Origin of the sequence: Methanococcus voltae (assembly GCF_024807655.1) — an archaeon.
Lineage (GTDB): Archaea > AGJL01 > Methanococci > Methanococcales > Methanococcaceae > Methanococcus > Methanococcus voltae_D.
The window spans coordinates 77,750-90,721 of the sequence record NZ_JANUCR010000003.1 but is presented as its reverse complement, the minus strand read 5'-3'; the positions used below and the strand labels follow the sequence as shown (position 1 = coordinate 90,721).

The following is a 12,972-nucleotide window of genomic DNA, read 5'->3' as shown; positions in this document are numbered from 1 at the left end:
TAAATTATTTTATTATTTTTATTATTTTTATTGTAATTTACTTTTAATTTTATATTTTATAGTTAATATCTTTTATTTTTTTATAGTTATTTATGTTTTATTTTATATTTTAAGGGGTTTTTACGTTTAAATTAGTTGTGGCTTACTACACTTTCTTTAACTTGGCATAACGCAGAGCCTATTGCAGTTATTCCACAGAATATACCCTCATAACCAGCTATTGTTTTTATAACTGCACTTCCCGTATAATCCCCAAGTGCAAGCAAGATAAATAATAGAGCCAAAGTCCCAAATATTAACTGAAGCTGTTTATTATTACCTTTTAAAGTTATTAAAAACATTCCTAAAGTAAATAATCCCCAAATACCTAAATATGCTACCATTGCAATAGTTTCCGGTGCTTGACCGAGCCCTAATTTTGGTAATATCCTCAAAGCCACTAAAGAAATCCAGAACATGCCGTATGATGTAAAAGCAGTAGTTCCAAATGTATTACCTTTTTTAAATTCCAAAATTCCTGCAATAACCTGGGCAAGACCGCCGTAAAATATACCCATTGCTAATATCATTGAACCAAGTTCAAAGATACCTACGTTATGCAGGTTTAATAATACCGTAGTCATTCCAAAGCCCATAAGTCCCAAAGGTGCAGGATTTGCTAATTTTTCAGATATATTCATATTTTTACCTCAAAATTATTTATTTATTATTTTATTGATATCCAATATTAAAATTTGATATTACTATTTGATATTTATCATTATTATTCATGATAAATATTTACAAAAAAAAGATAATTTTTTTCATTTATATATTTTTCGATAAATAACATATAACAATACGCCAATAGTCGAAATTTACAATTTATTTACGATGTATTTATTATATATTATAATGCAATTAATTAATAAAAAATAATGCAATTAATTAATAAAAATATTTAAAAAAGAATTTTTAGACGTTATTTTCATTACTTATTAATTAAAAATAGTCCAGTTAAACATAACAACACACCCATTATTTTTAAAGAAGATATTCCTTCTTTATAAAATAAAACTCCTACCGGTATGAGCAATAAAGCAACTATGATATATGTCGTTAACGCTGCAACGCTTATATTCCAACCTGCACGATATGCCAGTAAAAAACCAAGCTCTAAACCCACTATTACAAGTCCTAATCCGTAAGAAGCCCAATTCAACTGTTTAAATGCACTTGTAATATTTGTAAGGTTTAATTCGCCATTGTAGTATTGTATCAAAAGTACAAATATACAAGCAATAATTGACATTATGTATGTTATTAACAAAGAGATGAATGGATTTACCTCCTGAGAAATCGATTTTTGGAGGATGTGATAAAATATACTTGAAACTATAACGATTGCAATGGATAAATAATACATAATTTCACCGATTTACATTTTAATTTTAATTTTAATATTAATTTTAATATAGTTCCATAAATATTAGCTTAAATTATATTAATAAGTAATGATTTTTAATATTTTTAATATTTTTAATAGTTATAATATACAATATTTGAGTAATTAAATCTATTAAGTTTATATTTTATTAAAAAAATAATATTTATTGACATAATTGTAAAATTTAACTTCTAATATAATTAGATATCTAACATATCATTATAACATTATACTACACGATATTTTAACTAATTTCTTGGGGGAAATTATGAGAAAAAATACTAATTTTAAAAAAGGGGTAAATATTACAGCATTTATCATATTTTTGTTGTGTATGATTACTGTATGTAGTGCCATAGACCCCAATATTAATCCTAACCCGAATCCTAATCCGGCACCTGCTCCTGTAGCTTCGGATGTTTTAAAGGTTTATGAGTTAAATTATTCTTGGTTGGACGAAAATAATAGTATTATAAATACAACAAATTCGGCCACCCCATTACAAGCTGCAATAACTGTGGCACACGAGTACAATACAATCTACGTACAACCTGGATTGTATGAAGAAGATATTATAATTAATAAGCCTTTAACAATTTTAGGGGCAACTTACGATGAAGAAAAAGATGACGATTATGAAGTTCCTGTAAATTACACCTGGGATACAACAGTTGAGAGTGTAATACGCTCACCGAATCCTCAAACAGACGGAATAACTGTAGATATAACTAATACAAATGATGTAATTTTTAAAGGATTTGTAGTGGAGAATTTGTACACTAATACAAATAATAGGCATTTATTGAGGGTAAATGCTGATAATACGAATGTAAATAATATTACAGTTCAAAATAACGTAATAGGACCAAATACCAATTTAAACGATACTCTTAATAAAGGTAGAATGGGCTTATATATTGTACCTCACTATGGTCAATATTCGATAACAAACAGTACTTTTTCAAGAAATAAAATATTTGACTCTGGTGGAAATGGTAATAACATTTTCATATGGGGGACATATTCAGGAAATCCAGTTGCCGATTTATCCGGCACTGTAATAGAGTATAATGACATTTACGGTAGTAGACGTTCAGGTATTGAGATAGCTGGGGCTACTAAAAATTTCATAATAAGAAATAACAATATATATGACAATGGTGCGGAAGGAGACGATGCAGAAGGTTCAAAATATAAGTATGGAAACGGTATCACGCTTATAAGAATAGGTAGTGAAAAATATATAAATAATGTATTACTTATCCAAAACATAACAATTTGCAATAACTCAATATATAATAACAAGAAATTTGGAATATACGCAGGTCCTTTCATAAAAGACCTATTAATTCAAAATAACGTATTTGAAAATAATAATTGGGACGATTTGCAAATAGATTTGGAAGAAAACTACCACGGCGGAGTTTCTCCAGTATATAATATTACAAGTAATATTACATTTACAGAAAACAATTTGGACGAATTCACTCGATTGACCATTAATGGAGTACCTACCAACAATTTTGTATTAAATGCAACACATTGCTACTGGGGTACTAATAAATACGAGGAAATAATCGAGGATATTTATGGTAGTGTGGAAATATTGCCTTATTATACTTCAAAAAATATGAAAAATCTTGTAAGGTATAGCGATAAAATAAATTATGAATTTACAACGATTTCCGAAATTTGTGAAGAAAAAGATTACGAAAATAATTTGGATGATGTAGACACTACTAATTATCAAAATTTCAGTAATTTGTACTTTAAAAATGATTATGGTAAAATAACAATTACAGAACCACTTAATTTATCAGCAATTACATTTAAAGGTAAATTAAAAAATATTGATACATCATTAATTAAAATTGAAGAACAAAAAATAATCTTATTAAATAATTCTGAATTTGAAAATAAATCTGCAAATATTGAATTTTATAATGTAGATGAAACAACATATTCAATATACTCAATGAATAGCACTGAAATATTATCGAAAATGGCAGTTATATTGCAAAATGGTACATTAGTGCAAGATGAAAGACGGGGAATAAGTAATATCTCAACAAACGAAGAAGAAAAAGATGACCCGCTTAAGTTTACCATGGAAAAGTTAAATACGGTTCTTATTGACATTGAACCGCCGGTAATTACTGGAAAAATACGTCCAAATGGTATAAACACCACAGGTACAAATGTAAATTTATCCTGTAAATTAAGCGACAACATACTTGTAAACAACGATTCGTTAAAGGTAAGTGTCGAAGGTTGCGAAACTTGGGATATAGTTAATAGAAAATGTAAAAATCACTGGATAAACTTTACATCTAATAAAACCACAGGTAGCTATAAGGTATCGTTTGAAGTTTTGGATATTTTTGGAAATAAGGGATATGAAAACTTAACATTTAACGTTTTAAATGCTACAATAAAAGAAAAACTTTGTAATATTAATTTAAGTAGTGATGTATGGGGAGACATTGAAAATGAAACCTCTGACATTAAAGTAAATAATTACACTGCTTATAACACTACTGTAATAAAATTCAAAGGTAAAAATGCAGGTAAAAGTACTGGTAATAACACAAATAAGGGTAAATGTAATAAAACATTAGTAATTCCAAATTTACAAAATGTTTCAATAAACATTACAAATGAAACATTACAAAATATGGATAAAGTAGCTGAAGTAGCATCAATTATGAATTATACAAATATTACAAATCAATCACAAATGGAAAACATTACTCGAGATTTGAAAAATAATATAACCGTTATATTAAATGCAGGATTTAATATATCCAATATAACGACTGAAACCGTAAAAGAAGAGAAGGAATTTAAATCAAAACTTACAATCGTTGCAAATAATACTACGAGTAAAGGATTTTTGATACTTCAAGTTCCAAAGGGTAATTTAGATATAGACGGCGTGTATGCAACACAAAATGGTTCAAAAACTGAATTACTATTAAATGATATAGGCAATGAATTAGGTTGGTATACAATAATAGACAACAATACAATTGAAATAACGGTCGTACAAGACCCTGAAATAGATATTATCTTTAAAAAATTAATAGATTCGATAATACCTGACCCAGAACCACCACAACCATCAAGTATTTACCATTCAAATAGGGGTTCAAGCGGTGTAAGTGATGTATCAAGTCAGCAATTACAACTTTCAAAAATGGTTGCGTCATTTATGAATGATGCAATAGTCGTTGCAGGCTCTGAAGTTGACGTGGGATACGGTAAATACTTAAAATCAACAGTATGCAGGACTCAAGGTATGAGTGTAGCAAATATCACAGTTAATTCTGATATGGTAATTGTCGGAGGTCCGGTAGTTAATTTATATGCTAAAACCTATCAAAATAGGTTTGCAGAGCAAATAACTAATGAATACCCTGGTGTAGGCAAGGGATACATTCAGATACAGAAAATAAACAACTATACGGTATATTATATTGCAGGTTCTGATAGAACAGGCACTAAGGTTGCTTTGGATTATTTCACGCAAATGGATACAAAACCAAGCCTTCCGTTATTGGTCGAACGATATGAGGATACCTACAAAATAACTTATTAATTAAATAAAAAAGAATAAAATAAAAAATATAAAAATAAAAAATATAAAAATAAAATAAAATAAAATATTTCTATTTTTTCATTTTTTAAAATAATAATAATAATAATAATAATATTATTTAATAATCAATTTTTATGCCTAAAACATCCTTTACTCCATTATAAACGTCTTTAGCAATTAATGCACTACCTTCTGCGGCACTTTCGCCATATAATACAGAAATATCAATTTTATTGGATTCAGAACTGTTTTTCGAATTATTTAACATTTCATTAATCATATTTGAAACGTCGATATTTTCTTTTTCATCTTTCCAACTACCGATGGAGCCAGCTAATACGACTTTATTTGAAGGATTTAAGAACATTAACGAATTTATTTCCATACAAACACTTAATACGAGACTATCAAGTGCTAATTTACAATTTTCATCGGAATTGTATTTTTCCATAATTGCTTTTTTAGTATCTTCAACGCCTTCATATAATTTAGCGATTTTAACAACTCCAGCTTTAGAAAAAGCACTATTTGCATTAATTTTGCCTAAATCGATATCTCTTATTAATTCTAAATCTAAAGGGCCGTGTAAAATACCAGAAGCTCCTACACAGGCGTCAAAACCACCAAATATTTTACTATCTTTTATCAACAAACTTACGGTGTTTGAGGAAATATCGGATAATATGAAATTTGAATAATTAAACGTTTTAAATGCGTTATATGCAATTGATATCTTTTCTGGTGAAGCTATATGTGAATATAGTGCGTTAAATCGCTCGTCCATTGAATCTACGTTTTTATGTAATCCAGGTATTAAAATCGCAGGTATTTCCGAATCTTTTATTTCATCAAATACAATCGTGCCTCCACCTACTTTTTCACCGATTCCTTCAAGGTTTAAAACTCCTCGATTTAAAACTTTGTTTATATTGGTTATTTTATTTATTCCGTCCCCCATCGAATAGCAAACGCCCATTAATTTAATTTCTTTTATATTAACGTATTTTTTTAATTCTTCAATGTATGATTTAGATTTAGATTTAATTTCTGTTCTTTTTAGCTTAAAGAATGTTTTTTTTCCGTTATTATATAAAATACAGGTTGTAATACCTGAAGTGCCGTGGTCTATTCCTACAAATACCATTTTTTTCACGTAAAATAACAATTAATAACAATTGATAATATTTCTAAGTTTTTTAATATATGAATATAAAATGAAAATAATTATATATAAATAATACTATTTATTTTATTAAAGTATATTTTTAAAAGGTATTATTTTAAAAAATTTTAAACTTTAAAACTTTAAAACTTTAAAAGTGGATTATTAATTTTCCAAAGGATACAACACGAATTAAAACAAAATATCTTGTAAATACGGCATATTATGAATTAATGTAAATTTAATATGATTTTATACACTATTACATAATTTTATATAATTTTAATGGGATTTCGGTGATTTAATGACTACTGACGTATGGATTGATTTGACAAATTCTCCACATATACACTATTTTTCAAGGTTGATTGAAAAATTAGAAAAAGAAGGACTCGAATATATAATAACAGCTCGTAGATTTCAGAGTTTAGAGGATTTAATAAATATTTACGGGTATGAATATACTTCTTTCGGAGAACATTCAAGTAGTTTGAGCGGTAAGCTTGTAAATTCGGCTAATAGAATAATAGAGCTTACAAAGTTTATTTCAAAAAAAGAAAATATGCCAAAAGTAGCAGTAGCTAAACACTCCGTAGAGCTTCCAAGGGTTTCTTTTGGTTTGGATATCCCTTCAATATTTGTTTTAGACAATGAAACAGCAGTGGCACAGAATAAATTAACTTTACCCCTCATTGACGAGCTAATTTGTCCAATAGGTACGAAAAACAAATTAGACGAACTACAAAAAAGTCAAAATATATCTTATTTTAATATGGACAATGTATTATCTTTTGACGGAACTTGCGAGGTTGCAAATGTAAATGCAAGGTCTAAAAGCGATAAATACCCTATTGATAATACTATACTCTATAATTTAGACATAGATACAGATTTACCAATTGTTGTATTACGTTCTTGTCCAAATTCGTCATACTGTACAGGCAAGTCTGATTTATTGCCAAAAATCATTGAAGAATTGTTCGATAAAATAGGCTGTAATATAGTCGTATTTCCAAGAACAAGCAAGCAAAGGGAAATATATTCTAAATATGACAACATTATAGTCCCTAAAACCATAGATGCACTTTCATTATTGCATTTTTCAAATATGATGATAGGAGCAGGCGGTACGATGAATAGAGAAGCAGCTGTTATGGGTGTACCAACTGTGTCTTGTTATCCTGAGACTTTGCTCGGTGTTGATGAATATTTGGCTGAAAAAGGTACTATGATTCATACAACCGATTTAAAGGAAATTTTAGAGTATGCTATAACTAATATCGGTGTTAAAAATAAGATTGTTGATTTAGAAGACCCTACAGAGTTAATGTTCCAAAAAATCTGTGAAAAAATGGGTAGATAAACTACTAAACGTACTAACTACAGATGATAAAAATAAAAAAGAAATAAAAAGAAATAAAAAGAAATAAAAAGAAATAAAATAAAAAAATATGAAATAAAAAGAAATAAAATAAATTAAATTATCTCTTTTCTGCTTTTTTTACAATAGTTTCGATTTCTTTTTCAGTATAAATTTTCACACCGTTTTTATCGATTTTAGCGAGAGAAATCCCGTTCCCTGAATAAGCATCTCTTTTCATAGCTGAAGAAATAGCCTTTACAGCCAATTTTAAAGCTGCAGAAGTTTTTAGTTTATTCACATATTCAGCTTCCAAAACCCCGTAAGCTGTAGGTGAACCGGAACCTGTCGATGTAAAGGTTGTTTCTTCATTGATTCCACCTACTGCATCGAGTGAGTACAATTGTGGTTCATCATTGCAAACATCATAACCGCCCACAATTAATTGATTCATTAATGGAAAATGCCTGTTTCCGTGTAATACATTGCTCATTAACGTTGTACAAGCTAAAGGTGACATATTATTGCCAGTTCTCATTTTGTAGATTTTTGTTTCTGCGGATATAATTCTTACGAGTGATTGGGCATCTCCAACGCTACCTGCAATCGTCATTGCGATGTATTCATCGATAGGGTACAATTTTTTAGCCTCTTTATCTGCAATAAGGTTCCCCATCGTCGCTCTTTTATCTGTAGCCAATACTACGCCATCAGCGCAAGCAATACCCACTGTTGTAGTACCTTTCATATATTTGTATTCTTCAGACATTGTAAAATCACCCGCTGTCTTTTTAAATAATTTTTTAAAATTTTTTATAAATTTATCAAATTTTATCTTAATTTTATATTATATGATAAATATGGTATATACAATATATAGTAATCTATATTTTTAAAGTAATATATTATTTTTCATTTAAATTACTTGATTAAACAAATATAAATCAACTATATCAAATTTTTTAATATGTTTTTGCAATTGAAATATATTTATTTCCTTCGAATTCACATTCTCCAAGTATTGAAGCTCCTGTTTCTTCTTCAAACTCTTCATTGTATAATTCTTCGTTGAATGGAATTAATACAACTTTTCTATTATTTATAGCTTCTTTAATATTTTCAAGTAATAAATTACTTTCAACAGCTTCCAAAATCTCAATATGTCCTAAAAATGCCTTATAAGCTTTTTCAGCCATATCTTTATGAATTGTTTCCATTAATTCAGCTAAATATTCCGCAGTTAAGTCTTCAATAGCTATGTCGAATTTTTCGTTTTTATCTCTTCTAAATATCATTACCTTGCCATTTTCCAAATCTCGTGGACCTAATTCGATTCTTAAAGGAACGCCTTTTAATTCCCAGTCGTTAAATTTACGTCCTGGTCTAATATCTCTCGTATCTAACTCAATTCTTACGAATTTTTTCAATTTATCGTATATTTCATTAGCTTTTTCAAGAACTTTCTCCTCTTTACCTTTAAATAACAAAGGAATCATTGCAATTTGAACAGGTGCAACTTTTGGAGGTATTAATAGTCCGTTTTTATCGCCGTGAATTGCAATAATCGAAGCAATTACTCTATCGGATATACCATAACAAGTTTGGTATGCGTAATCCTTTTCACCATCTGCGGTTTCAAATTCTAAATCAAAGGTCGTAGCAAAGTGCTGACCTAAATTGTGAACTGTACCGATTTGCATAGTTTTTCCATCTGGGTATATGGTATCGTAAGCAGTTGTATACTCAGCACCTGGGAATTTGTCCCATTCTGGTCTTTTTGAAATTAAAACCGGAATTGAAAGAGCTTCAAAGAAACTACTGTATACATACATTCCTTCCTTAACTTGAGCTTCACATTCCTCTTTTGTACTGTGTGCAGTGTGAGCTTCGTTAAAGGTCATAATTTCTCTAAGTCTTATCAAAGGTCTTGTGTGTTTTGTTTCATATCTGAATGTGTTAACGGTTTGATATATCTTAAATGGTAAATCAGTATGAACTTTAAGCCATTGCTTCATCATATAGTATATTGCCGTCTCAGATGTAGGTCTTAAAGCTAATCTAACGTCTAATTCGTTTTTACCACCGTGTGTTACCCAAAATACTTCATCTTCAAAACCTTTAATATGTTCTCCTTCTTTTGCAAGTAAAGTTTCAGGTATTAACATAGGGAATAATGTTTCATCGTGTTTTGTACTGTCCAATAAGTCTCTGAGTATTTCAAAAGAATATCTCCTTATTTTAAACCCGTATGGTAAATATACGCCACATCCTTTAATAGGGTATCTTAAATCATATATTTTGGCAGTTTCTAAAATCTCATTATACCATTCAGAGAATTCCAAACTGTCCATATTATTTAAAGAAATGTCTTTTTCCGAATTTGCCTTTTTTTGTGTTTCTTTACTCATTCATTCACCATAATTAATTATTTTCGTATTATTCAATTAAATAATCAATATATTCATCATAATATTGTTATAATATTTAGTAATTATCTAATTTTTATTTATTAAACCATTATTAAAATAAATTCTATTAAAATAAATTCTATTAAAATATATTCATATCTATATAAAATAAGTTTATATAATTTATGTATTTCTTTAAAACAAATGTATAAACAGAATTTAATATCTGCATTAACATATTAAGCCAACAGATTAAAAAATGAAAAAATAGAAATATTTTATTTTATTATTATTTTATTATTATTTTATTTTATTTTATTTTTATTATTTTATTTTTTGTACATTCTCATTAATAAGTAAAGGAACATCGGAGCACCCAAGAATGAGGTTAATATACCCACTGGTAAAATTGTAGGGGATATAACCGTTGTAGCAATTAAATCTGCAAACGTGACGATTACAGCACCGACAAGTGCTGAAAGTGGTATTAAATATCTGTAATCACCACCTACGGCAATTCTAACGAGGTGGGGACAAATTAAACCAATAAATCCAATAATTCCAAGGAATGAAACACAAACAGACGTTAAAAGGGATGACATTATCATACCTACTAATCTTGTTCTTTCTGTATTAACCCCAACTGATTTAGCTGTTTCTTCCCCGCTTTCAAGAGCGTTATAGTCCCATCGTTTATAAATAAAGTAAATCATCGCAATAACTGTAATTCCGAACATTATCATTATTTCGGTCCAGCCTGCACGACCTAAATCCCCGAAAGTCCAGTAAACCATAGCAGCCAATTGCATTTCATCTGCGAAGTATTGTAATAATGTAGTACCTGCAGTAAATAGCGAACTCATCGCCACCCCTGCTAAAATCATAGATTCTGGTGTTAATCTTCTTAATTTTGCTAATCCTAATACAACGAATACCCCTACCAACGAACCAACGAAGGCAAATAGTGAAACTGCCTGAAAGTTGTCAATTACAATTGAACCGTGGCTGTCAGCACTTCCTACGCCTAAAAACATAATAGCTATACAAGCACCGAACATTGCACCGTGTGAAACACCCATCGTAAATGGTGATGCAAGTGGGTTTCTAAGTACACACTGCATTACAGCACCTGAGACTGCAAGACTGATGCCTGCAATGGTTGCTGCAAGAACTCGAGGAATTCTGATATTCCAAATTACCAAATCTGATGCTGCACTACCATTTCCAAATATGGAGTTTAGTATATCCATAATAGAAAGCTGGTATTCTCCAGTACATATTGAATATATACTTATAAGTATTAACAGTACGATTAAAATTAATCCAAGAATTATTTTTTGTAAATTTTTCTTTTTATAAGAGTTTATTGTATCTTCTGAGTTATTTTTAGAGTCCATAATACCCCTTTTAATTCATTGTCTGCCTGTATAAATTTTATGTTATTTAAATTGTAAATTGTCGTAATTATTACAATATCTACCATATTTTTAACAATAACGATACTATAAAGTTTAATACGATAAAAATTGTAATTTAAAAAGATTAAACAGATGAAAATTAATTTTAGTTTAGTTTAACCTTATTTAGTTATTTATTTATTTTATTTAGTTATTTATTTATTTTATTTAGTTATTTATTTATTTTAGTTTATTATTTTTAATATTATTACGCTGTGAAATCACTTGCACCTATAATTTCCTCAAATGTTCCAAATCCGCCGTAGTTCTTTGCCATTTCTGAGTATACTGGTTTTCCTACGATTTTGGCGTATATTTCGTCTGCCTTTTCTTCAGGGTTAACGTCTGCAAACTGTTCTGGGTAAACAACTTTACCGATGTAGTAAGCATCTACGATTGCAGTACCGTAGTTAGTACTGTAGTATGTATAAGGTAATGTACAGTATACATTTCCAGTTTGGAATGCACCTAATGAATCATAGTATGCTGGATTATCATTGTAATCTTTTACAATATTTTCTAAACTACCCTCATCTACAAAGATAAAGTCAGGGTTGTCAGCAACTAATGTCTCAGGGTTAATGAAACTGTGTCCTGTTTTTGTTATGATATTGTGAAGACCTAAAGCTTCGAATGGTGGGAAGATACCTTTTGTACTATCAATACCGTGGGAACCTCTATTACAAATACCTCCAACGTAAACAGTTGGTTTTTCAGTAATGTTTTCGGTTCTTCTTGTTAAATCTGCTTGGTATTCATCAAATGCGTTAATAACTTCTTCAGCTCTTTCTTCTCTATCTAATATCTGACCAGCTAAATTAAGTGAATTGAATAATTTTTCATCGTTAAGGTTTGTAATATCTCCGTATGCTAAAACTACAGTAGGAACACCTATTTTTTCCTGAATACTGTCAGCTTTTGTAGCATCAATGTTTACTAAGAATATTACATCTGGTTTTACAAGCAAAGTCTGTTCTGGGTATGGACCGTTTCCTACGTCTTTACCCCCGCCTAAACCTGTAATTGGTAATTCTTTGAATGTATCGAAATTTGCAATTGTATAAGGTCTACCTAAATCACTGTCGTGGTCGATTGATTCAACACCCACAACTAAATCAGTAGCATTTAAATATGAAATCTGTCTTAAAGCTCCCCCTCCGGAGCAAACAATTCTATTTACTTTTTTAGGAACTAAAACGGTTCTTCCTTGTGTATCAACAATTTCTATTAAATCAGCTGAAGCGTCTGCATCAACTTGTTTATTTCCATTATTTCCGTTATCATTGCCAGCGTTAGAAATGGTTGTATTAGCATCTCCACCAATACAGCCCGCCATACTTACAGTTATCATCAACAATGCCATAATTATTGCAAATATTGACATTTTGGATATTTTTTTACTTGTAATATCAGGTAATTTCAAAATAACCCTCCGTAATTAAATTTTTGATATTTTATTATTTAATAATCAATATTTCATATTTATGATAATTATTAACACAAATAAATTATTCGTAATACTACCCATTTATGAAAATTTATCATTTTATTATATAAAAAA

The 12,972-nt window shown here is 29.2% G+C and carries 9 protein-coding genes; 2 read left to right on the top strand and 7 right to left on the bottom strand.

Annotation, left to right across the window (positions count from 1 at the left end):
- Positions 1-131: 131 nt before the first annotated feature.
- The gene (locus J3E06_RS04655) at positions 132-680 is read right to left on the bottom strand and encodes an acetate uptake transporter (RefSeq protein WP_013180122.1); all 549 of its coding nucleotides are present in this window, start codon (positions 678-680) and stop codon (positions 132-134) included.
- A gap of 290 nt (positions 681-970) precedes the next feature.
- Positions 971-1,405, bottom strand: coding sequence for an EamA family transporter (locus tag J3E06_RS04650; protein ID WP_013180121.1), 435 nt, complete (start codon positions 1,403-1,405; stop codon positions 971-973).
- Between the two features lie 289 nt (positions 1,406-1,694).
- Here J3E06_RS04650 and J3E06_RS04645 point away from each other — a divergent pair, with 289 nt between their 5' ends.
- Complete coding sequence (locus J3E06_RS04645; RefSeq protein ID WP_013180120.1) at positions 1,695-5,024, top strand: right-handed parallel beta-helix repeat-containing protein; 3,330 nt, start codon at positions 1,695-1,697, stop codon at positions 5,022-5,024.
- Between the two features lie 118 nt (positions 5,025-5,142).
- On the opposite strand, the gene J3E06_RS04640 is transcribed toward J3E06_RS04645, so the two are convergent.
- Positions 5,143-6,168: a methanogenesis marker 12 protein gene (locus J3E06_RS04640; protein WP_013180119.1), complete on the bottom strand. Its 1,026-nt coding sequence runs from the start codon at positions 6,166-6,168 to the stop codon at positions 5,143-5,145.
- 322 nt (positions 6,169-6,490) lie between these two features.
- Here J3E06_RS04640 and J3E06_RS04635 point away from each other — a divergent pair, with 322 nt between their 5' ends.
- Positions 6,491-7,549, top strand: a complete 1,059-nt coding sequence (locus tag J3E06_RS04635; protein WP_013180118.1) for a DUF354 domain-containing protein — start codon at positions 6,491-6,493, stop codon at positions 7,547-7,549.
- Positions 7,550-7,667: 118 nt separating this feature from the next.
- On the opposite strand, the gene psmB is transcribed toward J3E06_RS04635, so the two are convergent.
- The 4 genes from psmB to J3E06_RS04615 form a co-directional block, all read right to left on the bottom strand.
- The gene (gene psmB, locus J3E06_RS04630; RefSeq protein WP_013180117.1) at positions 7,668-8,315 is read right to left on the bottom strand and encodes an archaeal proteasome endopeptidase complex subunit beta; all 648 of its coding nucleotides are present in this window, start codon (positions 8,313-8,315) and stop codon (positions 7,668-7,670) included.
- Between the two features lie 193 nt (positions 8,316-8,508).
- Positions 8,509-9,888: a proline--tRNA ligase gene (gene proS / locus J3E06_RS04625; protein ID WP_048187428.1), complete on the bottom strand. Its 1,380-nt coding sequence runs from the start codon at positions 9,886-9,888 to the stop codon at positions 8,509-8,511.
- Positions 9,889-10,283: 395 nt separating this feature from the next.
- Positions 10,284-11,351, bottom strand: a complete 1,068-nt coding sequence (locus tag J3E06_RS04620) for a FecCD family ABC transporter permease (protein ID WP_013180115.1) — start codon at positions 11,349-11,351, stop codon at positions 10,284-10,286.
- A 268-nt stretch (positions 11,352-11,619) separates the two neighbouring features.
- On the bottom strand, positions 11,620-12,834 hold the full coding sequence (locus tag J3E06_RS04615; RefSeq protein ID WP_013180114.1) for an iron ABC transporter substrate-binding protein: 1,215 nt from the start codon (positions 12,832-12,834) through the stop codon (positions 11,620-11,622).
- Between the last annotated feature and the right edge of the window lie 138 nt (positions 12,835-12,972).

Excerpts from the sequence above, each read along its gene's own strand:
- J3E06_RS04650 (WP_013180121.1), bottom strand. The coding sequence starts at position 1,405 with ATGTATTATTTATCCATTGCAATCGTTATAGTTTCAAGTATATTTTAT.
- J3E06_RS04655 (WP_013180122.1), bottom strand. The coding sequence starts at position 680 with ATGAATATATCTGAAAAATTAGCAAATCCTGCACCTTTGGGACTTATG.
- J3E06_RS04635 (WP_013180118.1), top strand. The coding sequence starts at position 6,491 with ATGACTACTGACGTATGGATTGATTTGACAAATTCTCCACATATACAC.
- J3E06_RS04620 (WP_013180115.1), bottom strand. The coding sequence starts at position 11,351 with ATGGACTCTAAAAATAACTCAGAAGATACAATAAACTCTTATAAAAAG.
- J3E06_RS04640 (WP_013180119.1), bottom strand. The coding sequence starts at position 6,168 with ATGGTATTTGTAGGAATAGACCACGGCACTTCAGGTATTACAACCTGT.
- J3E06_RS04645 (WP_013180120.1), top strand. The coding sequence starts at position 1,695 with ATGAGAAAAAATACTAATTTTAAAAAAGGGGTAAATATTACAGCATTT.
- psmB (WP_013180117.1), bottom strand. The coding sequence starts at position 8,315 with ATGTCTGAAGAATACAAATATATGAAAGGTACTACAACAGTGGGTATT.